We start from the raw sequence: 20,735 nt of genomic DNA, 5'->3' as shown, positions 1-20,735 counted from the left end.
GCCTGACCGTTCAGACCGGCGCGCGCGATACCACTCATACCTTCAGCGTCCAGGGTCATCACGACCCCCTCACGACGACAGCGACGCCAGATGCGCCGACTGGTCAGATACCAGTCAAGGTGATCGGCGAGCCAACGGAAACGGCCAATCCCAGCAAGCCCCATCACCAGCAGCGATAGCGAACCTGACACACCTACCCGCCCAAGGGGAACGCAGCGGGAATCCGTCCCCTCGCGCTCCACCAGGCGGGCATCGGCGCTGCCCGCTGAGGTTGGCGGAATAGAAGGAGCTGCCTCAAAGCGACCTCTGGATCGATGCTCTGGCTCGCGCACAGAATGTCGACGAGAAGTGACAGCGCTGCAGTGTCAGGCCGTGGAGCCGCGCTCTGCTGATCAGCGGCGGTGATGAGCCTTGCCGGGAATGCCGGTATCCGAATCCCCGTGGGTGGCGTTGACTGGAAGCACCCGGCCACCCGCCTTCCTTTAGGCGGCTGTGCCGATAAATGTCCGGGGTCACGTGACGCTGGGTCGCCTTCAGCCACGTGCCTTCGGATCCAGAGGACATCGTGGCGACCGTTCAGGCCAGCATCGACAGCGGCGCCCGACCGGTCAATGTGGGCCCGGTGCGGGTGTCGCTCCCCGGCGTCAGGACGCTGGCCAGACAGGCTGTGCCCCGGCTTCTTGACGGTGTGGTCATTCCCCTAGCGGTGTTCTATGCCGGTTTGACCCTCTTCGGGCTGAACGGCGCGCTGGCCGCAGTGCTCGCATGGGTGTACGGCAGCGTGGCCGGGCGGCTACTTTTGCGCCGCCCGGTCTCCGGGACCATGATCCTGGCCATGGTCGCGATTACCGCCCGGTCCGCGCTGGCGCTGTGGAGCGGCAGCGCGATCATCTACTTCCTGCAGCCCGAGCTGGGCACCATCTGCATCAGCCTGGTGTTCCTGGCCTCGGTGCGGCTGCGCCGCCCGCTGGTGGGCAAGCTGATCCTCGACTATGTCCGCCTGCCCGCGGTCATCGTGAAGCACGAGCGGGTCCGGCGGTGTTTCGTCCGGCTGACCGTGTTGTGGGCGTTGGTCCTGCTGGTCAATGCCACCTTGAGTATCTGGCTGCTCGGGGTGATCAGGCGAGCGATGGTGGCTGCCGGAAGCCCAACATGTGCTGGAGCCGGCGCAGTGGAGCAACGGTCAGCGCGGGCAGCGGCGGGTTCTGCAGCCGAAGCTGGGGCGCCCCGTGCCAGCTGGTGATCTCCAGCAGGCGGCGCAGCTGCGGCTGCGCGGACCGCAGCATCAGCACGTGGCCGTCTTCCAGTCGGGCGGCGGTGGTGACCAGGGCGCGCAAGCAGCCGACGTCAATGAAAGTCAAAGCGGCCACATCGAGGCAGATGTCGCCGTCGCCGGTGATCGCGGCCAGCGCCCAGGTCAGGGCGGGCAGCGTGGCGACGTCGAGTTCTCCCTCGATCCGCAGCCCGGGCGGATCGAGGATCTGGGCGATGCGCAGATGCTGGTAGTTGATCGTGAAGGGTTCGACAGCGCGATCGTGAGGGGTGCTGGGGTTGACGGTGGCGTTCATGCCGATTCCTCCCGGGGGCGTGCCGGACAGGGTGGTGGTCGCGAGGTCTAGGTGGCATGAAGACGTTCTTGATCGTGTCAACCAGATCGTTGCGGTGTTTTTATCATCCATCAATCCCGCCAGCGCGGAAGCCGCTGATTTGGACTGGGTTTATCACCGCTGGTGATGACTAAAGGTGCCTGGTTGGGGCAGCAGGAATCTCGGATCTTCCCCGGTGCCGCGATCGTGGCCATTCTTTCTGCACCGTGGCCCGCCCATTGGCCAGCCAGTGCGGCGGCCTGGAAACAGCCAGCGGCTGTCCCGGTTGGTTGCGGTGGTGGTGTTCGTCCTGGAGTACACCTACCGGCTGGAGACTCCGGAAGGTCCAGCATGTCGCGACCATCCGGGACGTCAGCTCGCCAATCAAATGCAAAATGAGAACGGTCAAGAGACGCCATCCGCCCTATGGTTGCTCGGTGGATGCTCGTCGGCACCTGATACGACATAACACCGGGCGGCATTCTTGGACATTTTGAAAGCGACATTAGCGGCCGGAGTGATACATTAAAATATGTTGCGACACGGCTCGGCATAAAGTCTGGCGACTTTTAATCCGTAGGTTCCGGGTTCGAGCCCCGGGCGCCCTACCACTCTTCACCTCGAATCCCGCTCTTGAGCTGGGGTTTCTCTCCCGTACGGCGTGAGCCACGTGGGCAGCCGAATGCCACCGGATGCCGCCGTATGCCACACCTCCCGGAATATACGCGGAATGGATCTTGGCGCGTTTCCGCAGGTCGACCGTGCGGTTCGGAAGCTTCCAGGGCGCATTCCGCAGCCAGAACGGCGAAGGACCCCGAGGGTTCCCGGGGTCCTTCTGTCGAGGGCCCTGTCATGCGGCGAGGGCATCGAGGATGCGTTCGTTCGCGACCTCGCGCTGACCGTCGATGCATTTGGCGTACACCCTCAGCATGACGTCGACCCCGTGCCCCGCTCGCTCGGCCGCTTCCGGAGCGTGAACCCCTGCGTTGAGCCAAAGGGAGACGGCCGCGTGCCGAAGGTCATACGGCCTGCCCGCCAGCGGTGACGCGACCTGATCGGGCGTGAAGGCGTAGGGTCTCGCCTCCCGCCAGACCTTCGAGACCGTCGAACCAGGGAACGGCTTCCCTGGGCCGGTGCGAAACAGCCGCCCATCTTCACCGACTCCGTGATCTTTGATGTGTTACCGAAGGATCTTCACCAACTCGGGCGGGATGGGTACCGGGCGCGTCGCCTTCTCTCCCCTGTGCTTCAGGCCCCTCTCGTCGTGGCTCTCCCCCGAGTCCGTGTAGCGGCTGTTCGTCTCCGGCGACGTCTTCTCCAGGGTCAGCAGGCCCCAACCCTTCTCCGGGAGAACGCAGTCCTTCATCCGTAGGGCCGACGCCTCACCAGGTCGAAGGCCGCCGAAGTACATGCAGGCGAACATGGCCGCCATCATCAGCCCGCGTGAACGCCCCACATAGGTCACCGCGGTGAGCAGTTCGCGTGCCTGGGCGGGATTGACGACCGAACGGCGGTCGATCTCGCCGGTTGTCTTGACCTTGCGGAGCTTGACCTTGTGGAGCGGGTTCGCCGACAGCTCCTCCAGCTCCACGGCGTACTCCAGGACGTGATGGAAGACGGCCCGCTTGCGCCGGTAGGTCGAGGTCGCCGCCGCCTTGCCGTCCATGCGGAGCGAGAGCGCCTCCAGGACAGCGCGCGTTTGCTTGGCCTCTTCCAGGGCGCTCAAGGGGAGCGAAGCCGCTTCGATCCACCGGACGGCCTTGGCGATCTCGGGTGATGGCGTCGGGCGGCGATCCGGTGGGAGGAAGGAGTACTCCCGCAACGCCCTTCGGAGCACCTCGTCGTCCGGACGGCCCGGGGCGTCCTTGCTGAGCACGGGCGTGATGTTGGCCAGCGCATCAGTCATGCCCTCGCGGGACTTGGCCGCCGCGTGAGGCCACCAGGCGTGGACGTGGGCGACCGCGAAGGAGTACCAGGTCCGGGCGTCCTTGTCCTTGAGCATGGACAACGGGAGACAGGTCTCCAGGTCGAACGCCTCGCCCTTGCGCGCGGCCTGCCGCAGCTCGGACAGGAAGCTCTCGGCCAGACCCTTGGTCTTGAAGGTGGACGACTTCTCGCGATTGCCGACTGTCCAGCGCACGGTGTGCGAGATTACGCGGGGCTTCTTGCTCGTGCCGTCCGATCGGGTGTTGGTGCGAATGTCCCAGAACTTGACCTTGAACGAGGTATTCATGCTGCACTCCGGAGGGATTCGAGCCAGACATTGAGGTCGCTGCGGTAGATGCGGAGTTCGCCGTTGGGCAGGCGGATGCCTTGCGGCGCCTTGCCGATCTCGCGCCAGCGGTAGAAGGTGCGGCGGGAGATGCCGCCGAGTTCGTCGAGGACCTGGGCCACGGTGAGGAGTTCGTCTCTCTTCACGCCGCCACCGCCTCGGTTGCCGAAAGATCTTGGCCGGTGGCTTGCGCTTCCAGCTCGCGTAGGTGCGCGCGCCAGCGCTGCCGTTCATGGACGGATCTGAGGAGGCGTACGGTCAGGGGCTCCAGGTTGGCGTCGCCGGCCGGGACTGGCCGCCAGAGGTAGCGGTGCGGGTCCGGGGCCTCGTCGGTCTGGCCGAGGGCTTGCAGGACCCAGGTGCGGCGGTCTTGCTTGTGTTCGGTCAGGGTCTTGTTGCTCCACTTGCGGGAGACCAGGACACGGCGACCGGCGTAGCCCAGGTGTTCGGGCTTGTGGGCCTTGCCCCGGCAGCGGCCGGGAGTCATCCCCTCCTTGGCACCCTTAGGTTGGACGCCGTAGCGCAGCCAGTTCGGGCAGGCAGGCGAGCAGGGTTCGTAGCGGAGGGCATCGAGGAAGCGGGCGGCGTGCTCGCGCTGGGCCTGGCCGTCGAGGGCCTGGTCGAGGCTCTTGGTGAGGTACTTGGACAGGTAGCGGATGCACTGGTCGGCATCCGGGGTGCCCGCGAGCACGCCCTTGACGTCCACCTGGTCGCCGAAGCGGATCACGTGCGCCGGTTGGGCATCCTCGTCGGTGTCGAGCTGGTCGAGCGCCTGATCCCAGGTGGGCAGGACCTCACCGGTTGCCGGGTCGAGGTAGCCAGCCCCGTCCTCCCAGACGGGCAGGTGATCGCCGTCGAAGCGGACTTCGTCGGCCTGTGGCCACCACACTTGGTGGTAGGTGGCCGCCGCGATCTGCTTGACCTCCGCGCGTGGCAGGGTGCCGCGGATGGCCATGTGCAGATGCGGAGCCAGGCGCTTTTGCGGTTCGACGCTGGCGAAGTACTGCACGTCGTAGCCCGCGACGCGGCGGAGATTCTGCACGAACCGGTCGATCAGCTTGGAGAAGTGCAGCGCGTCACGAGCGGCCCGCGCGTAGTCGTAGGCGTCGGGATCGACCGGAGCGCCGTTCATGACCTTGCCGTAGGAAGGGAGCGTGAGGGTCACGAAGAGGGACGGCCGGTAGGTCGCGCCGTCCGAGCCGGTGAAGGTCCGCCCGAGGGTGGTGTTGGTCATCGTGCGCTTGGGCAGGTCGGGCGCGTCCTGGCGCCGCCGGGTGGAGCGGGTGCGCCTGGGGGTGGTGCGGCCGAGGACGTTGCCGCGCATGCCCGCCTCGTTGATCTCCTCGTCCAGGCCGACGATGACCGCGTCCAGGTCGGTGGTGTCTTCGCCGAGGCGGTCGGCCTGGTCGCGCTGGGCTTGGATGTCGGCGCGGAACTCGACCAGCCAGCGTTGTTCCTCGTTGGCCGGGTCGGGGGTGATGGCGGGTTCCTCGTCCAGGTGCCAGCCCTCGCGGCACTGGGCCGTCCGCAGCTGCTTGTTGCGCTTGGCGCACGGCGGGCACTTGCCGTCCAGCGTCGCCCCGCACGGGACGTCGATGATCTCCCACTTGCCGGTGTGGGTGTCCAGGCGCTTGAGCGGAACCGGGCGGATACAGACGCCGTGCAGCTTGGCAACCTCGACGAGGACATCGCGGGCCTGGGGCATGGCCAGTCGTACCGTCGGGGGCAGAGAGCGATCTGTCACGCGGCCTCCCCGTACTCGGCGACCATGGCGCGGATGTCGGCGTCGGAGACGTAGGCCGCCCGCACCCGCACCGGTTCGGGGCTCGTTTCGAGGCGCATGTACGCGACGCCAGCGCCCAGCTCGGGGACGGGGGAGATGTGGTCGGCCAGCGCTCCCCTGTCGCGGGCGCCGTCGCCGAGGACCATGTCCACCTGTTCGGACTCGTCCAGCCTGAGCGCGATCTTGTCCGGGAACAGGTTGCGGATGTTCATGACCTCCTTGCGCGGGTCCTGCAAGGCCGCCATCACGCCGACCCCGACCGAACGGCCCTGGGTGGCGAGGGTGGCCAGCGCGGCGGAGATGCGCTGCCGGAGTTGCTTGTCGGGTTGGTAGGCGGTCAGGAACGCGATCTCGTCGACGAGCACCAGGACGAACGGGTCCTCGACAGTCGGCGTGTGGCTGCGCTGCTGGCCGGCGAAGCGAGCGGCCCGTTTCTGCATGACATCGACCGCGTCTTCGAGCAGGTCAGCGCAGTCGCCGGGGTGGGCGGCATAGCGGGTGAACAGCTCTTGGCCGAAGGACAGCTCCATCAGCTTGGGATCGAGCGCCCAGATCTCCACCAGGCCCGCCCGCATCGCTGCCAGCAGTCCGCGGATGGTGTCCCACAGGAAGGAGCCCTTGCCCGCTCCGGTGGCGCCCGCGATCAGGATGTGTGTGCCGAGGATCTTCAGCCGTAACGGTTGGCCGTCCTCGCGCTTGCCGATCTCGACCGGGCCGACCGAGGGTTCGCCGGGGATCGGGAGCGCGGGGATGGGGGCGGCGAGCGGGTCGAATCGGGGGAAGGTCAGCAACAGCCGCCCGCCCTTGATCAGCGCGATACGGCAGGAGGTGGCGCCGAAGCCCTGGGCGAGGTTGTCGGCGCGGTCGGTCCAGTCCTTGACCGCCTGCCCCTTCAACATGCGCACCGTGACCAGGTCGGCCCAGCCATCGCACCGCACGCGCACCAGGTAGGGCAGGTAGTCCCGGCCGTTGATGCGCTTGGCCAGCCCGGAGACGAACGTGACCGACTGCCAGTGACGCCGGTAGATCCACACGAGCCGCCACCAGGCCAGCAGCCGCCGGCCGATCAGTCGAGTGAAGGAGCCGCGATCGATGAACGCCCAGGCGGTAAGCGCCAGAACGACTAACCCTGCCACGGAGGCGGCCAGTGGCCAGCCATACAGGTGCCAGATGCCGCCCAGGCTGGCCGGTACGGCGACCGCGACCGGGTGCCGCCAGACGGTACGGACGAGCGCGACGAGGAAACGCCACAGGTAGATGAGGATGGTCAGGAAGGCGGGGGTCTTGAGCACGGCCGGTTGGAAGACGACGGCCGTGTCGGGGGTGGTGGTGACGAGGGTGCGCGCCTCGTCACCGGGGAGCCTGCGGAACATAAGCTTGGAACCTCTCGTGATGTGGAAGTCGTGGGAGAACCCAGGGGCCGCCGGAAGTTGCCGCTTCCAGCGGCCCCGCCTTGCTGTCAGGCCGCCTTGCAGGTGGAGGCCTTGGCCGGCTGTTCGGTGTGCCGGTGCTCGCAATGGGCCTGGCTGAAGCGGCGTTCCAGCGACAGGACGAACAGCGCGGCCTCGCGGGCGAGCTGGCGGGCGAACTTCAGGTCATCCACCGTCACCGGTCCGGCCGTGGTGACCAGGACCGAGGTAGCGCCGAAGTCGAGCGCCAGGACGGGCGGGTGAAGCGAGTAGGGGTGGCGCAGGGTGCGCGCGGCCTGGCCGGTGGTCAGGCGGATCACGCTGGTTCGAGGGGTACGGCGTCGGGTCATCAGGCGACGTCCTTTCCGGCCTGGGCCTTGCTCGGGGTGGTGTGGCGGGGAGCGTGCATCTCGCGGACCTTGATGGAGAAGGCCAGACGGCCGTTGCCGTTGACGTACGGGGTGACCGAGAGGCCGTCGAACTCGACGGGGGTGAACGGGAGGCCCGGCATCGGCGACGGAGGCACCGGCTGCACGGGGCTGAGGATCTTGACCGCCACGGTCTTCTGGGCGGCCTTGACGGTCGGGTCACCGTCCATGACAGCGACCTGCCAGACCAGTTCACTGGTCAGCTTGTCGCGGGCCTGCACGAACCGGCCGTTGGTCGAGGCGTCGAAGTCCTTGACGGGCTCGACCTCGCCGACGATGTAGCAGCCGTGCGGGAAGACCATGGGGAAGGTGACAGGGATGGGGCCTTGCAGAGCCATGATTTCCTCCTGTCGAGTGATAGGCACTTAACCTATCAAGTCTCTTGAGGATAAGAAGAGCGCACTTGATAGGTCAAGTGCCTAGGTGGGCTCCGCGGGTGACATTCAGCTAACCCATCAGGTACACCTCGCGGCCCTGGATCGAGACGATCAAGCTCTAGGAGCCAGCACCGCCCATGCCCTAGGGTGCGGCCTCATGACACGGGGTGCCTGGGGATGCTTAGCGGCGATCTGTGTGCCGCTTGCCGTACTGCTCGTCTTGATCATGATCCCTGTGCGGCGGGACAACCAACGGCTCGACGCCTTGTACAGCCGAGTACTCGACTACCCGCTTCCGCCGAACACGCGCAACTACTTCTGGGGCGATGGTGACGCGACCATCCAGAAGAACATGGGCGGCGGAAGCGGCGACTACTGCGACTACCGTGTCAGACTCACCCTGCATACTTCGCTCTCGGAAGCAGAGGTCCGCCGCTACTACAGCAAGGCCGCCATCGCGGGAGCCGAGCACCCAGCGAGGATCACCCTGTGGTTCGCGGAACCGGACGAGATGCAAGGGCGCCAGTACATCCTGGAGGTCTACGACTCCCACGGCAGCGACTGGGACTGGCGCTGCACATAACCCCTACGAGATCGGATAGGCGTCTTCCAGCTCGTGACGGTCGGCCGGAAGAAGAACCTCCACCACGACGAGGGGACGGCCGGACGCATCCCGGACGGCCCCGAAGACCGCCAGAAGCGGCGTGTTCTTCGGCATGGCGAGCTTCTTGGCCTCATCGGCCGAGGGCATGCGCGCGGTGATCTGTTCCACGATGTGATCGAAGCGGACGCCCTTGCGCGCCTTCAGATGCTCACGCAACCCCTGCGCCAGCGGTTCGCCGCTGGTCAGGTCGGTCCCTTCGGACAGCTCCAACGGCAGCCACAGCGACACTAGCTCGGTTGCCTCGCCGTCGCGGGCGATCAGCCGCCGGCGCAGGAACGCCTTGGCCTTGGGCTGCACGTCGAGCAGGGCGCCGACTCGGTTCGGTACGGCGACCGCCCCCGCCTCGATCACCTCGCCCGGAGAGTCGGTCTCCGGGTTGGTCAGGTACGCCTGACCGGGGCGATTCGACTCAACCGAGGCCATCGCAGGTCGGCCGCGCACGAAGCGGCCCTTGCCCTGCTGGGACTCGATCCAGCCCTGTTCGCGCAGCACGCGAAGGGCGGCGACCACGGTGGGACGCGAGACGCCGAACTCTTGGATCAGCTGGTTCTCGCTGGGAAGAAGAGAGCCCGGAGGGTAGTCCCCCGACTCGATACGCCGTTGAAGGGTCTGCACGAGCTGCGCATACTTCGGCGGCACGGACTCTAGTGACATCATGACCGTCCTGCACCCAACAGGTTGTTTTACCAAGTGCGAGCGTAGCCCGCTCCGATGCGCCTGTCCATGTGGCGCCATCGCCAGAGCAAGAAACCCCGGTAGGCCGACGACGGGCACCGCCAGGTGGGCGGGGGATGGGCCACGGCCTGCCTACCGGGGAGAAGGAGACGCGACGAGGCGGGAACCTGGGATCTCGCAGAAACCCCTCCCTGCGGGATCAACACCACTTCGCCGCGCCCGTCTCAGCGGCTCTTGATGTAGTCGGCCAGAGCCATGGCCGCGCCCTTCGGATCATCGGCCCTGTGGCGCTTGTTGGCGTCCTGCCATGAGTAGTAGAGCCCGCCGTATCCGACGAAGACCATCACCGGCAGCCCCGGCTCGGGCGTGCGCACGAGGAGGGCACTGTTGCTGTCCCGCAACTCGGCATTGATGCCGAGGTCTGTGAGCTGGTCACGTAGTCGAACGAGCTTGTTCTCCCCGTCCAGCCTCCCGAGGTCACCCATCGCCAGGGCCATGATTGTTGGATTCACGTTCCGCTCCCTTCGGCCCGGCCGTCTCCGAGGCAGTCGAGACACGCCTGTTCCCCACCCGTCTGTTGATCCGTACCGTCCTGCGCCATCAGCAGCGCACGACGCGAGGTGCGCAGCTTGGACCCAACGCCCCGACATGAAGGGCAAGGGCGTGTCTCGCTCATCTCGTCTGGCCGGATCACCGTCGCCATCTCCTCGTTTGTCCGGCGCTCCCTGTGGCGGAAGGCCGTTTGACGTACCGTTGTTGACTGATGGCAAGTTCACCGACAAAACCGAATGGCGAGACCACCTAAGAGGCCCCCCTCTTAACCCCTTTTCGCCCCCCGTCGGAAAGCAGGTTGGCTATGGCTGAGGCGACGCCCAACGTTCACCTCCGCGCATGGCGGGAGAACGCGCGTTTGACCCGGGCCGAAATGGCGAAAATGGTCACCCTCAGCAAGAGCGGCGTCAAGCACAAGCTGGTCTGCGACGAGGAGCGCATCAGGCGGTGGGAAGCCGGCGAGGTCAGGTGGCCCCGCGAGCCATACCGGCAGGCGATCGCCGAAGTCACCCAGCTCACGCCCGAGGACCTGGGGTTTGTTCCGAATCGACGCGCTACTTCGTTCACCGCCCGTCTCACCGATCGGGGAGAGAGTGACAGCGTGCGACGCCGTGAATTCGTCGGCTTGACCGGAGCCGCTTTGTTCAGCGCCGTCCTGGGACAACCGGACAAAGCATTGGACGCCAGCCGCCATATCGAAAATCTCGCGACCGTCCTGGTCGACTACACCACTCCGGCCAATGGGCCAGTTGACCTGAATGCCCTTTCCACCGCCGTAGTGGCCGCGAAGCAGAACTACCAAGCCTGTCGATACGGACAGGTCGCCGAAACCCTGCCCACTCTGCTGCGCAGTCTCCGAGCTGCATGCTCCCAGTTGACCGGCGACGCCCAGCTACAGGCGCACGCCCTGTCGGCCGAGGCTCACCACGTCGCGGCTTCCATCCTGTTGAAGCAGGACGACAAGGGCCTTGCCTGGCTTGCAGCCGACCGGAGCATGCAAGCCGCCCAGGCCAGCCAGAGCCCGCTCATGATCGGCTCAAGCTCCCGCATCATCACCCATGCACTGATGGACGGGGGCACCACAGGGCAGCCACGGAGACGACCCGCGCGGCAGCCGTACGCATGGACGCCGACATGAGCGATCCGTCTCCCGATGACCTGTCGATTTACGGATCTCTCTTGCTCCGCGGAGCAGTCGCAGCCGCGGAGAGCGGCGACCGCCCCAACATCGCCGAACTCCTCAACGAGGCCGCCGAAGCAGGCACTCGACTCGGACACGACGGCAACCACATGTGGACCGCGTTCGGCCCGAACAACGTCCTGTGCCACCGCGTCAACATCGCGCTGAGACTGGGCGACGCCGGGACCGCCATCGAGCACGCACGGCACGTCGAGATCGACAAGCTACCGATCAACGAACGCAAGGCCACACTCCTCCTCGACACCTCCAGCGCCTTCCTGATGTGCGGCAAACACGAGCAGGCGCTGCACATCCTCCGAGCCGCCGGCCAGATCGCGCCCGAGGAAGTCGCAGGGCGGGAAGCGGCCCTGCGGCTGGTCCGTGACATCCTGGCCACCGCGCCCATCAGTGTGCGCCGCGAAGCTCGCGAGTACGCCGAATCCGTGGGAGTCATCGCGTGACCCAACCCGGCAAGGTCCTCTACATCATCGTCTGCGCCGCCGGACCGGCCGGAGACGTCAGCCGCCTCGTCGCCCTGGCCCAGGACGAAGGATGGACCGTCCAGATCATCGCCACCCCACCGGCACTCGACTTCATCGACGCGCCGAAGCTGGAACAGCAGACCGGCCGCCCTGTCCGCAGCCAGTACCGCAAGCCATCCGAGCCCAAATCGCCCCGAGCAGACGCCATCATCGTGGCCCCCGCCACCTACAACACGATCAACAAGTTCGCCCAAGGCATCGCCGACACCTACGCCCTGGGCCTCCTGTCCGAAGCGCCCGGACTCGGCATCCCAGTCGTGATCGTGCCCTTCGTCAACAGCGTGCTCGCCTCCAGGGCTCCATTCCTGCGAAGCGTGGAAGACCTACGCACCGAAGGCGTACGCGTACTGTTCGGACCTGGCGAGTTCGAGCCACACGCACCCGGCACGGGCGGTGAACGCTTCGAGACCTACCCGTGGAAACGCGCGCTCACCGAACTTGCCGAATTGGGCTCATAGGAATCAAGGGCGGCGCAAGCGCCGCCACGCGACCCGAGCTTGCGGGCCGCACGCTGCGCGTGCGGCCTGGGGGCCGTTCTCGCGCGCGCCCGCCACTCGGGCCGCGCTCAACTGAGCATTGCCCTATGCCTCAAGCACTCGCCAGCCTTCTGCCCACCAACCGTCACCGCTGGTGTCCGGCACGGCCGAGACGATCACGTCATCGACAATTTCAATGACGACCATCTCCCACAAGTCGCCGAAGTCATGCGTGCGGCAATGCGCGCAGCCCTCCAAGACGCCCTGAACAATCACACGGTGATGGCCACGTTCACCCTCCACAGCCCACCTGTAATCCCAGTTCAGTTGCTGGCCCACCTCATACTCAAGAAGGTCCGTCGCTCCGAACTTGAACTGCGCGGTCCAGATACCAGCTACTCCGCAGTTCGGGCAGGTGAGTGGATCGGGCAACTTCACCGTGTTGAACATCCCCATGAGCGCTCATGCTCCATGAGAGCCCTCTGGCCTACCAACTTCTTTTCGCCTCCGGCGGGGGCGCTCCGGCTCCGGGATGATCGCCAAGGGTGAGCGCGTCGCCGCAAGTCTGTTGGTGGCTGAGGTGGGGCCTGATCATCCCGCCCGCCATCGACCCGGGACAAGCCGAGCAGACCAGGGCCACGGATACCAGATCGTTCGTCCAGTTGGGCGCTCCATCTGGTATCCGTGGCCCTGGCCCGCTTCCCCTTCGGGCGGGTCGACGGCAGACGGGATGATCAGGAGAAGAGAGTATGCGCGTAGGCGCATCTAGGCATCACACTGCACCGTTGCCGAGCGTCCTCCACCATGACGTGTCCACATTCCAGTCTTCGCCATCCATCCATCCATCCATTTCAAGGCGTGCTGGACGATCACCTCGGGCAGTCGCACGGAGTGGTCTCGAACGTAGTGGGCCAGCCCCTCGGGCCAGAGGTAGGTCCCATCGGTCAGCTCCAAACTGCCGTTTGCCTGCTTGCAGATCCGGCACTCGGAGGGCCCTGCCGTGGCATAAGGGGCGTGGATGCCTCCAGCGAGATAGATCGCGACGAGTTCCCGTTCCCTGTCGTCCCAATCGAGATCGACCCAGTCGTTGGGGTTGGGCCAGTCCGGCGTGTCTGCACTGCTCCAGTAGCCGATTAAGCGGAGGGGCGGACGGAGATCTTCCATGCTCGCCATCATGTCGAAGTTCTCGCGCCGCCACTCAGAGAAGTGATCGTCGTGCCATTAGCCGCGGGAACGAGCGGTCAACCACGGTTACTCACATCTCGACCGGCAGCCATCCCAACCAGGGAACCCCTGATCGACCGACCGTGATCGCTGCAGTTCCCGAGCTGACAGCAGTATGGCCCTTCCATCCCTGTTCAGAACTTCTGTAGCTGGTTTCGGAGCCGTTCGAGAAGAGCCGGCGGAGGAATATGCGCAGGTCGGGTGGCGTAGCCGGGGAATCCTCCCCAGGCATGGGACCGGCGCAGGTATTCGACGAGCGAAATGGACCCCGATACCGGGGTGCCCCTAAGCGGCGGGTCGGGGTTCGCGCTCGGGAGATGGATGTAGTGATCTCCCCCACTAAAGTTCGCCTTAGCCGCCCTATCAGGAGCGATGCTGAAGAAGAAACCGTTCGCATGGAACTCACACAGTTCATCTTCTTCGGGATCCGTACAGGCGCACCCCGTACTGGTGTCTCCCACGGTCGAATTGAGCATGTCCCAGAGCATTCGGCCCGAGTGGAGGACCAGAGGGTCGGGGTCAAGCTCCCTTGGCTCGCGTGCGGGTGCGTGGTAGCGGACGTGAGGCAGCATTGAGCCCCCATCCCCACACAGGTCGACCGCACCCACGATCTCCAGGCAAGCGCGAAGCGCTACAGGGAGGGGGCCGATGATGGCTTCGGCCTTCGCAATCGCTTCGAAATCATCCTCTGTGGGGGCTTGGCGGACTGCATCAGGGCAAGCGAACGCGTACCTAGCAGAAGAGAGCCGGTCGACCAGCACATCCATGTTGGCAGCCACCCGCCGCATGGTCTCGCGTGCGACTTCCTCGGCATCCCCTCGAAGACTCTCAGGCACGCCTGAAGACCCAAAGGCTCGCAGGTCGTTCCACACCGCGACGTGATCGCCCGACCGATATCTGCTCGCCCACGATGTCACGGTCGATGATCCTAGATCACGTGGTAGAGGACGGACAGCCATGCACTGGCTACCACGTCAGCGTTTCCCAGGCCAGCAGGCGTGATCTTGATAGTCCCAAGCTGAAACTACGGGAAGATGTTCTTGTGAGAGACATCTGGGATGTCGTCGATGATCACATCGTTGCTGAGCGCATCCTTCCAGCCTTAGTGATCATGCGCGAGCAGTTCGGTGAGACGATCCGCGAAGCCATCGACAGGTTCGCCGAGCGTCACGAACACCTCCGGGAGGTGCGTCCCAACGACTTCACCAAGCCCCGCGAGGAGTACGGGAGAGGCTTCTACTCCTAGAGGCGAGATGAGGTTGCGCCCCTTTGAACACGTTCGCGTGCGTCCGCGCATGGATCACTCGTCATCGCGCATGCCAGTTGTTCGTTATCCAGGAACACCCTTTCGCCTTTATAGGTAGCCGTGCCATATTGACCTTCGTGAGTGATCGAAACCTCCCCAGCACGATGCGTGCTCAGATACGCCGCGGGAACACCATCGGGGCTGATCGAAACCCTGTTTGGCCCAGTTGGTTGATGGCAGTCGTCGCTGCCTGGATCGTCTTCACTCACATCGTCGGCATCGTCTCAGGTGATCCTCAAAGCTTGGCCGCTGAGTCATGGGGGTTGGGTGCCGTTGCTCAGTGGATTGAGCATGGTCTCGTCCTGGCTGCCATGCTCCTTCTTCTCGTGTACACGATCGAGTCCTTGTCGCACCGATACAGCCGTCGCTCCACGTCGGTAGAGAACGACATACCTTCTGGCTCTTGACGGCCACGCCCCAACTGCGCTCGGTGGTCCTGGATGCATCGCATGTGCCATGGGTGGACGCCCGCACCACTAACCGTTTGGGGCCCGAAGCAAGATCCGGAACATGCGCGGAACGCTTACTTGCCTCCCCACAAGATCACGTGGATTGACAGCAGGTCATCGCGCCACCAAGCCAAGAACCAGCGCTCCACTTTTAATCCGTAGGTTCCGGGTTCGAGCCCCGGGCGCCCTACCACTCCACACCCTGCCTGACCTGCGATTTCTCGATTCTCGGGGGCTTCGTGGGGAGGCCGAGATACGTCGTTGGTTGCTCGCCGGTTGCTCTTAGTACTCCAGCTGTAGATCGTGATCTTCAATTCTGATTCGCGGCTTGTCGTCGGTAATGGCCGACTTGGGCTCGGGCCTGGTGGCGGCGTCGCCAGGCGGACCAGGCGAGCCGGTGGGCTACCTCGCGCACGGGCCGGACGACCAAGGTGATGAACAGTCGCTGGATCTCGTTGCAGGTGAGCGGGATGAGCCCGTCAGGTGCGGGGTACCGGGCGTGTTCGTCGGCGCGGACAACGGCGAGGAAGGCGTGAGCGAGCATGGCCAGGGTGACCCAGCGGGACCAAGAGGTGTAGCGGCGGACTTGGTGCTCGTCGAGTCCGGCCAGGCCCTTTCCGGACTGGAAGGTCTCCTCCACCCGCCACCTTGATCCAGCGACGCGGACCAGGGCGGTCAGGGGTACGGGGACGGATGAGAAGCAGCGGTAGTAGGCGAGTTCACCGGTGGTGCGGTTGCGGCGGATCAGCAGCTGGCGGCTGCCGGGCCGGGGTTCGGCCAGGTCGATGACGGCCCAGTCGTAGAAGCGGTGCCCCTTGGCCCCGGCTCCGGCGGACAGCTTCTGCCATGCCCGCTTGGGCACCTTCGCGGCCAGGGTATCCGCGCGGAACTTCCCCGCACCGGTGGTGACTTCATGTGAGCAGGCGACGGCGAGCACGTAGCCGACCCCGCGCTCTTCCAGTGCGGACCGCAGCTTCGGGTTGCCGCCGTAGACCTCGTCCCCCGCGACCCAGCGCACGCGGTGCCCAGTGTCGAGGAACCGGCCGATCAGGCGGGCGGCAAGCTCCGGCTTGGTCGCGAAGGCGGTGTCGGGGTCGAGTCCGGCCGCCTGGCAGCGGTCGGGCTGATCGGTCCACGAGCGGGGGACATACAGTTCCCGGTCCACGGCGGCATGGCCGCGCTGACCTGCGTAGACCAGGTAGACGGCGACCTGCGCGTTCTCGATCCTGCCCGCGGTGCCGGTGTATTGGCGCTGGACACCGACGGTGTGCGTGCCCTTCTTCACGTCGCCGGTCTCGTCGACCACCAGCACTGCACCCTCGTCGTGCAGATGCTCCAGGACGTACTCGCGCACGTCATCGCGCACGGCGTCGGCATCCCAACGGGCCCGGCCGAGCAGGTGCTGCATGCCGTCCGGGGTGGCCTCTCCGGCCCACTCGGCGATGCTCCAGCAGTTTTTGCGTGGCAGGTCCGACAGCAGCCCCAGCATCAGATCCCGTACCCGACGCCGGGGTTCAACCCGGGCGAACCGGCCGGCTATCCGGCTCATCAGGCCCTCGAACGCTTCCCGCCAGCGAGCAGGGTCTACGCTGTGACCTGCGGCCACCGCAAGATCGTTAGTCTTCACACACCGATGATCAGCGGTGGCCGCAGCCGTCTTATCGTCGGCCCTGACCAGCCAACATTACGATCTGTGCCTGGAGTAGGCGGCGGTCGAAGGGGCGACGCAGGCGCGCCGTCCCGTATCAGGAGGACATATGCGACGTGGCGAAGTCTGGTGGGCAGATTTCAACGAGCAGCGGGCAGTCGTACTGCTGTCGGGAGAAGAGGCGTCCGGTTTCTTGGCGATGCAGGTCGTCGCTCCCGCGGGCACCGATCTCAGCGGCGTGGCCGTTGAGGTGGCAGTAGGTGCCCCCGAAGGACTGCCTCTCGAAGGCGTCCTGAGAGTCGCACTTCCACGTCCCGACCTCATCCCTTGCACTTGGCTGGTCACCCTGGCCAGGGAAGACCTGATCGGGCAGGCGGGCGTCCTGCCGTCCGCGAAGCTCAGCGAGATCGAGGATGCCCTTCGTCTCGGTGGACTCAAGTAGGCAGAGAGGGATGGACCCGTTTCTCAGGCCAGGCCCTCAGGAAGATCAAGAGAACTCCAAGCCGGAAGACATGATGGGCCGCCCGGTCCGGGTTTCGCCCGCTACCACTCCAAGACTTGATCATGCTGCTTTCCGCGCAGATGCCGCCATTTCACGGCAGCCGGCGTATCGAACTTCACCTGCGGGCGTGGCTGTCGGAAAAGCAGTGCGCCAAGATCTGGGGTGATCTCGCCCGCCCCGCTGTCCAAGGCCAGAGCGGAGGCGACGCCGGTAGTCGCCGGGGCCGCCGCGTTGGAAAGCCGACCGACACCCCCGAGCCCCGTCCCGGACCATCCGGGACGGGGCTGCGGGCTCCTACACCAGGTGGCGTCGACCAGCGTTATTGGCACTGGCCAAGGGGACCCGCACACCTGCCACCGAGTCAAAGCCTCCGGTGAACGTGCCGTCCCGGTCACGGATCGGAACCCGTATCGGTCGGACGTTCTCGGGCTCTTCGGCCGCGGCAGGGTTTATGTCGCCTGAGCCGTGCCGGCCTGTCACTGATAGGGGCTGAGCGTGCGCGTTAGCGCGGCGTCAGGCCGGTAACAGCGGTGGCGGCCATCGTTCTGAGTGCAGGCAAGACACACCAAGGTGAACGAGGAGATCTCATGTCGAACACGACGCCGTCCGAGCTGGCCGCCGCCCGCATCGAGCGCGCCCAGACGAAGGCCGAGCAGACGATGACCACGGCTCGCGCCGCCGTCGAGCAGGCCTCCGTCCGGGCTGCTGAGGCCGAGCGGCTCGCCGCCGAGCAGAAGCAGGTCGATGTCCGAGCGGCGACTGAGCAGGTGCGCGCCGAAGCACTTGCCCAGGGCAAGCAGCTCGCCGACTCCCTCAACGCTCAGGCGGAGCAGCTCAAGGACCGGGCCGCCGACGCCAACCGCTAGCCATGACCAGCGCTCCAGGTGAGCGCCGCGGCGTCCGTACACACGACCGAGAAGGAGAACGAACGTGTCACAGGAAACGCTGTCCGATTTCGTCGAGGCGACGGCCACGAAGTTCGGCATCCCCGGCGTCTGCGCCGGGGTGTGGGCCGACGGTCGGGAGATCTACGCCGGCCACGGCGTGACCAGCATCGACAACCCGCTACCCGTCGATGAGCAGACGCTGTTCCTGCTGGGGTCGGTCACCAAGCCCTTCACGGCGACCGCGCTGATGCGTCTGGTCGCCGAGGGCCGGGTCGAGCTGGAGGCCCCGGTGCACCGCTATGTTCCCGAGGCCCCGGTCTCGGCCGAGATCACCGTGGCGCATCTGCTCAACCACACCGCGGGCCTGGACTGGGGGGTCATCACCGACACCGGCGAGGGCGATGACGCCGTGGCCCGGTATGTGGCCAAGATGGCCGAGCTGGAGATGATCGCCCCGGTCGGCGCTCGCGTCTCCTACAGCCAAGCAGGCTACAACCTGATCGGGCGCGTCATCGAGAAGGTCACCGGCCAGCCCTACGATCAGGCCGTCGCCTCACTGGTGCTCGAACCGGCAGGGCTGTCGAACACGTTCTCCTCCCGCGACGACGTCATGACGCGGCGCTTCGCCGTAGGACACGACAAGGGTGAGGACGGCACGCTGTCGATCTCGCGGCCGTGGCGGCACTGGGGCGGGGACCACCCCGGCGGCGGCATCGCCTCCTCGGCCTCGGACCTGCTGAGCTGGGCGCGTTTCCACCTCGGTGACGGCACCGGTGTGCTGCCCGCCGAAGTGCTGCACCGGATGAGGCAGCCGACCGCCGAACTGCGCGCCAGCAATCTGGGCGACGCCATCGGCCTGGGCTGGTTCCTGCGCGAGGTCGACGGGGTGCGCACCGCCGGGCACGGCGGCTCGTCCAACGGCCAGTTCGCCGAGCTCCTGCTGGTGCCGGAGCGGAACTTCGCCGTCGTCGTGATGTCCAACGCCAACCCCGACGGCATCCCCTGCAACCAGGCAGTCGTCCGGTGGGCGCTGCAGCACTACCTGGGCGTGACCGACGCCGACCCCGAACCGGCCCCCTACGACGACACCCGCGCCCGGGAGATCGTCGGCCGCTACGAGAACGAGGTCATGACGCTCGCCGTCACAGCCGACGGTGCCGGGCTGACACTCGAGGTCCTCATCAAGCCGGAGATCCGCGAGAACTCCGAGGTCGAGCTGCCCGCCGACCACGCGCCTTTCCCGTTCGGCCTGCTGCCCGGCGACACTGACGAGTACGTCATCACCGACGGCGCCTTTACCGGACAGCGTGGCTTCTTCTCCCGGGACGACACCGGCGCGATCACCGGAGTCGACCTCGCCGGCCGGCCCTTCACCCGAACCGTCTAGAAGAGCAGCCGTGGCAGCCGAACCTCTACGGCACTTCCAACTATCTCGGGCAGGTCGCGATGTCGACGGCCCCCGGGGAACGGGAAGCCGGGCTGGATGGCCCCCCGGAAATGGAATGATCACGGGCATGGCAAGGACGTTCATCCTCAGATTACGGATTCTTAGTGCCGCGATGGGCGCGGTGACAGCCTTGGCGGTCACCGCCTCCCCCGCCGCGGCCGCCCCGCCCACCAACGCCTTCCACCAGCAGACCCTGTGGAAGCAGTACATGACGACCGACCCCGGCACAGGAAAGCCGGTGGCCACCTGCTTCAGGCTCCCAGCGGCCGTCAAGACGAAGACCGGCGTCCTGCTCGCCTTCGCTGAGCGTCGGAACGAGAACAACTGCCTGGACCATGGCGCCTTCGACGTCGTCATGCGGCGCTCCACCGACAACGGCCTCACCTGGGAACCGAGCAGGACGGTCCTGGCCGGCGCGCGCGGCGCGATCCTCCAGGGCAACGCGACCGTCGTCGCCGACTCGGCAGGCCAAGTGTTCCTGTTCTCGACGTCCGAGCCCACAGCCACCCAGACCACGCCGCGCACGCCTGCCGTACAGGTCAGCCACGACGACGGACTGACCTGGTCCGCGCCGAAGAACCTGACGAGCGTCATCAAGGCGCCCGCCGGCGTCAACGATTGGTTCGCCACCGGGCCAGGGCACGGGATCCAGCTGACGCGCGGCCCGTACGCGGGCCGGCTCGTGGTCCCCGTCTACTTCGCCACCGGGAGCCGGCAGAGCGTACGCCTGATCTACAGCGACGACCACGGCCGCACCTGGCAGATCGGCGCGACCGCCACCTATGACAGGTCCGTGCTCCGGCTCAGCGAGCAGACCCTGGTCGAGCAGGCCGACGGCGGCATCCTCGTGATCGCCCGCAACGGCGCCGTCGACGACCAGACCTCCGTCCACGGGCTCGCCCGCGGCGTGAGCAAGGACGGCGGCCAGACCTTCGCCGCCGCCTTCCGCGCCGACAACGACATCATCGCCCCACCCACTCATCCTGCCCTGCTCCGCCAGCGCTGGGGCGGCGGTGCCACCCACAGCCGGATCCTCCTGTCGGCGCCTGCCACACCGAAGACCGGGAACAACCCGGTGGGCCTGAACGTCCGATCGTCCTTCGACGACGGCTCGACCTGGCGGGACCAGGACGGCGCCATCGACAACACCGGCGTCCTGATCGACGAGGACCATGCCGGCTACTCCGACATGACGGTCATCGGCAACGGAGCGATCGGCGTGCTGTACGAGGCGGGCGAGGCCCGGTTCCGTGACGAGATCCGCTGGAACTGGTTCTGGGAGAGCGCGATCGGCCTTCCCTGACTCGGTGACCGGCCTCGTCGATCTT

The 20,735-nt window shown here is 66.2% G+C and carries 23 protein-coding genes and 1 pseudogene; 11 read left to right on the top strand and 13 right to left on the bottom strand.

Features of this window, described 5'->3' with window-relative positions:
- The first annotated feature begins 565 nt into the window (after positions 1-565).
- A complete protein-coding gene (locus AB0B45_RS47635; protein WP_358145025.1) occupies positions 566-1,243 on the top strand; it encodes a VC0807 family protein in 678 nt (225 codons plus the stop codon).
- Between the two features lie 52 nt (positions 1,244-1,295).
- Here the strand turns inward: AB0B45_RS47635 and AB0B45_RS47630 are convergent.
- Positions 1,296-1,568: pseudogene (locus AB0B45_RS47630) on the bottom strand (STAS domain-containing protein); the annotation flags it as partial.
- Here AB0B45_RS47630 and AB0B45_RS47625 point away from each other — a divergent pair.
- A complete protein-coding gene (locus tag AB0B45_RS47625) occupies positions 1,567-1,734 on the top strand; it encodes a hypothetical protein (RefSeq protein WP_358145023.1) in 168 nt (55 codons plus the stop codon). The pseudogene AB0B45_RS47630 and the gene AB0B45_RS47625 overlap by 2 nt on opposite strands.
- Positions 1,735-2,766: 1,032 nt before the next feature.
- Here the strand turns inward: AB0B45_RS47625 and AB0B45_RS47620 are convergent.
- The 6 genes from AB0B45_RS47620 to AB0B45_RS47595 all read right to left on the bottom strand — a co-directional run bounded on the left by AB0B45_RS47620 (position 2,767) and on the right by AB0B45_RS47595 (position 7,816).
- Complete coding sequence (locus tag AB0B45_RS47620) at positions 2,767-3,819, bottom strand: site-specific integrase (protein ID WP_358145021.1); 1,053 nt, start codon at positions 3,817-3,819, stop codon at positions 2,767-2,769.
- Complete coding sequence (locus tag AB0B45_RS47615; protein ID WP_358145019.1) at positions 3,816-4,004, bottom strand: helix-turn-helix domain-containing protein; 189 nt, start codon at positions 4,002-4,004, stop codon at positions 3,816-3,818. Before AB0B45_RS47615 ends, AB0B45_RS47620 begins: the two co-directional genes overlap by 4 nt.
- The gene (locus AB0B45_RS47610; protein WP_358145027.1) at positions 4,001-5,563 is read right to left on the bottom strand and encodes a replication initiator; all 1,563 of its coding nucleotides are present in this window, start codon (positions 5,561-5,563) and stop codon (positions 4,001-4,003) included. The genes AB0B45_RS47615 and AB0B45_RS47610 overlap by 4 nt, the downstream gene beginning before the upstream one ends.
- Positions 5,564-5,598: 35 nt before the next feature.
- On the bottom strand, positions 5,599-7,014 hold the full coding sequence (locus AB0B45_RS47605) for an FtsK/SpoIIIE domain-containing protein (protein WP_358145017.1): 1,416 nt from the start codon (positions 7,012-7,014) through the stop codon (positions 5,599-5,601).
- Between the two features lie 86 nt (positions 7,015-7,100).
- Positions 7,101-7,400 (bottom strand): hypothetical protein, encoded by a 300-nt coding sequence (locus AB0B45_RS47600; protein ID WP_358145015.1) that lies wholly within the window; start codon positions 7,398-7,400, stop codon positions 7,101-7,103.
- The gene (locus AB0B45_RS47595; protein WP_358145013.1) at positions 7,400-7,816 is read right to left on the bottom strand and encodes a plasmid replication, integration and excision activator; all 417 of its coding nucleotides are present in this window, start codon (positions 7,814-7,816) and stop codon (positions 7,400-7,402) included. The genes AB0B45_RS47600 and AB0B45_RS47595 overlap by 1 nt, the downstream gene beginning before the upstream one ends.
- A gap of 274 nt (positions 7,817-8,090) precedes the next feature.
- Between AB0B45_RS47595 and AB0B45_RS47590 the strand changes: the two genes are divergently transcribed.
- Positions 8,091-8,438 (top strand): hypothetical protein, encoded by a 348-nt coding sequence (locus tag AB0B45_RS47590; protein ID WP_358145012.1) that lies wholly within the window; start codon positions 8,091-8,093, stop codon positions 8,436-8,438.
- Positions 8,439-8,441: 3 nt separating this feature from the next.
- On the opposite strand, the gene AB0B45_RS47585 is transcribed toward AB0B45_RS47590, so the two are convergent.
- Entirely contained in the window at positions 8,442-9,173 is a 732-nt protein-coding gene (locus AB0B45_RS47585; protein WP_358145026.1) for a GntR family transcriptional regulator, read from the bottom strand.
- A gap of 245 nt (positions 9,174-9,418) precedes the next feature.
- Positions 9,419-9,706: a hypothetical protein gene (locus tag AB0B45_RS47580; RefSeq protein ID WP_358145010.1), complete on the bottom strand. Its 288-nt coding sequence runs from the start codon at positions 9,704-9,706 to the stop codon at positions 9,419-9,421.
- A gap of 344 nt (positions 9,707-10,050) precedes the next feature.
- Here AB0B45_RS47580 and AB0B45_RS47575 point away from each other — a divergent pair, with 344 nt between their 5' ends.
- The 3 genes from AB0B45_RS47575 to AB0B45_RS47565 are packed head-to-tail and all read left to right on the top strand — an operon-like array spanning position 10,051 to position 11,926.
- The gene (locus AB0B45_RS47575; RefSeq protein ID WP_358145008.1) at positions 10,051-10,884 is read left to right on the top strand and encodes a helix-turn-helix transcriptional regulator; all 834 of its coding nucleotides are present in this window, start codon (positions 10,051-10,053) and stop codon (positions 10,882-10,884) included.
- Positions 10,885-10,925: 41 nt separating this feature from the next.
- Positions 10,926-11,387 carry a hypothetical protein gene (locus AB0B45_RS47570; protein ID WP_358145006.1) on the top strand — a complete coding sequence of 154 codons (462 nt, stop codon included), beginning with the start codon at positions 10,926-10,928 and terminating at the stop codon, positions 11,385-11,387.
- Positions 11,384-11,926, top strand: a complete 543-nt coding sequence (locus tag AB0B45_RS47565; RefSeq protein WP_358145004.1) for a flavoprotein — start codon at positions 11,384-11,386, stop codon at positions 11,924-11,926. The genes AB0B45_RS47570 and AB0B45_RS47565 overlap by 4 nt, the downstream gene beginning before the upstream one ends.
- A 123-nt stretch (positions 11,927-12,049) precedes the next feature.
- Here the strand turns inward: AB0B45_RS47565 and AB0B45_RS47560 are convergent, their stop codons facing one another.
- From AB0B45_RS47560 to AB0B45_RS47550, 3 genes are all read right to left on the bottom strand, one after another.
- Complete coding sequence (locus tag AB0B45_RS47560; protein WP_358145002.1) at positions 12,050-12,400, bottom strand: hypothetical protein; 351 nt, start codon at positions 12,398-12,400, stop codon at positions 12,050-12,052.
- 309 nt (positions 12,401-12,709) lie between these two features.
- Positions 12,710-13,108 (bottom strand): hypothetical protein, encoded by a 399-nt coding sequence (locus AB0B45_RS47555; RefSeq protein WP_358145000.1) that lies wholly within the window; start codon positions 13,106-13,108, stop codon positions 12,710-12,712.
- Between the two features lie 194 nt (positions 13,109-13,302).
- Positions 13,303-14,085 (bottom strand): hypothetical protein, encoded by a 783-nt coding sequence (locus tag AB0B45_RS47550; RefSeq protein WP_358144997.1) that lies wholly within the window; start codon positions 14,083-14,085, stop codon positions 13,303-13,305.
- A gap of 5 nt (positions 14,086-14,090) precedes the next feature.
- Between AB0B45_RS47550 and AB0B45_RS47545 the strand changes: the two genes are divergently transcribed.
- Positions 14,091-14,414 carry a hypothetical protein gene (locus tag AB0B45_RS47545; protein ID WP_358144995.1) on the top strand — a complete coding sequence of 108 codons (324 nt, stop codon included), beginning with the start codon at positions 14,091-14,093 and terminating at the stop codon, positions 14,412-14,414.
- Positions 14,415-15,233: 819 nt separating this feature from the next.
- Here AB0B45_RS47545 and AB0B45_RS47540 read toward each other — a convergent pair.
- A complete protein-coding gene (locus AB0B45_RS47540) occupies positions 15,234-16,472 on the bottom strand; it encodes an IS701 family transposase (RefSeq protein WP_358144993.1) in 1,239 nt (412 codons plus the stop codon).
- A gap of 208 nt (positions 16,473-16,680) precedes the next feature.
- Between AB0B45_RS47540 and AB0B45_RS47535 the strand changes: the two genes are divergently transcribed.
- The 4 genes from AB0B45_RS47535 to AB0B45_RS47520 all read left to right on the top strand — a co-directional run bounded on the left by AB0B45_RS47535 (position 16,681) and on the right by AB0B45_RS47520 (position 20,710).
- Complete coding sequence (locus AB0B45_RS47535; RefSeq protein ID WP_079076564.1) at positions 16,681-17,013, top strand: type II toxin-antitoxin system PemK/MazF family toxin; 333 nt, start codon at positions 16,681-16,683, stop codon at positions 17,011-17,013.
- A gap of 647 nt (positions 17,014-17,660) precedes the next feature.
- Positions 17,661-17,939 (top strand): hypothetical protein, encoded by a 279-nt coding sequence (locus AB0B45_RS47530; protein ID WP_358144992.1) that lies wholly within the window; start codon positions 17,661-17,663, stop codon positions 17,937-17,939.
- Between the two features lie 64 nt (positions 17,940-18,003).
- Complete coding sequence (locus AB0B45_RS47525) at positions 18,004-19,347, top strand: serine hydrolase domain-containing protein (RefSeq protein ID WP_358144991.1); 1,344 nt, start codon at positions 18,004-18,006, stop codon at positions 19,345-19,347.
- A 127-nt stretch (positions 19,348-19,474) separates the two neighbouring features.
- Positions 19,475-20,710: a sialidase family protein gene (locus tag AB0B45_RS47520; protein ID WP_358144989.1), complete on the top strand. Its 1,236-nt coding sequence runs from the start codon at positions 19,475-19,477 to the stop codon at positions 20,708-20,710.
- The last annotated feature ends 25 nt before the right edge of the window (positions 20,711-20,735 follow it).

The sequence above is a fragment of the Nonomuraea sp. NPDC049152 genome (genome assembly GCF_040648355.1).
Lineage (GTDB): Bacteria > Actinomycetota > Actinomycetes > Streptosporangiales > Streptosporangiaceae > Nonomuraea.
Note: the sequence above shows the minus strand (reverse complement) of the source record. Positions and strands in the feature narration are given on the sequence as shown.

Excerpts from the sequence above, each read along its gene's own strand:
- AB0B45_RS47625 (WP_358145023.1), top strand. The coding sequence starts at position 1,567 with ATGCCGATTCCTCCCGGGGGCGTGCCGGACAGGGTGGTGGTCGCGAGG.
- AB0B45_RS47620 (WP_358145021.1), bottom strand. The coding sequence starts at position 3,819 with ATGAATACCTCGTTCAAGGTCAAGTTCTGGGACATTCGCACCAACACC.
- AB0B45_RS47610 (WP_358145027.1), bottom strand. The coding sequence starts at position 5,563 with ATGCCCCAGGCCCGCGATGTCCTCGTCGAGGTTGCCAAGCTGCACGGC.
- AB0B45_RS47605 (WP_358145017.1), bottom strand. The coding sequence starts at position 7,014 with ATGTTCCGCAGGCTCCCCGGTGACGAGGCGCGCACCCTCGTCACCACC.
- AB0B45_RS47600 (WP_358145015.1), bottom strand. The coding sequence starts at position 7,400 with ATGACCCGACGCCGTACCCCTCGAACCAGCGTGATCCGCCTGACCACC.
- AB0B45_RS47595 (WP_358145013.1), bottom strand. The coding sequence starts at position 7,816 with ATGGCTCTGCAAGGCCCCATCCCTGTCACCTTCCCCATGGTCTTCCCG.
- AB0B45_RS47585 (WP_358145026.1), bottom strand. The coding sequence starts at position 9,173 with ATGTCACTAGAGTCCGTGCCGCCGAAGTATGCGCAGCTCGTGCAGACC.
- AB0B45_RS47575 (WP_358145008.1), top strand. The coding sequence starts at position 10,051 with ATGGCTGAGGCGACGCCCAACGTTCACCTCCGCGCATGGCGGGAGAAC.
- AB0B45_RS47560 (WP_358145002.1), bottom strand. The coding sequence starts at position 12,400 with ATGGGGATGTTCAACACGGTGAAGTTGCCCGATCCACTCACCTGCCCG.
- AB0B45_RS47555 (WP_358145000.1), bottom strand. The coding sequence starts at position 13,108 with ATGGAAGATCTCCGTCCGCCCCTCCGCTTAATCGGCTACTGGAGCAGT.
- AB0B45_RS47545 (WP_358144995.1), top strand. The coding sequence starts at position 14,091 with ATGATCCTAGATCACGTGGTAGAGGACGGACAGCCATGCACTGGCTAC.
- AB0B45_RS47540 (WP_358144993.1), bottom strand. The coding sequence starts at position 16,472 with ATGAGCCGGATAGCCGGCCGGTTCGCCCGGGTTGAACCCCGGCGTCGG.
- AB0B45_RS47535 (WP_079076564.1), top strand. The coding sequence starts at position 16,681 with ATGCGACGTGGCGAAGTCTGGTGGGCAGATTTCAACGAGCAGCGGGCA.
- AB0B45_RS47530 (WP_358144992.1), top strand. The coding sequence starts at position 17,661 with ATGTCGAACACGACGCCGTCCGAGCTGGCCGCCGCCCGCATCGAGCGC.
- AB0B45_RS47520 (WP_358144989.1), top strand. The coding sequence starts at position 19,475 with ATGGCAAGGACGTTCATCCTCAGATTACGGATTCTTAGTGCCGCGATG.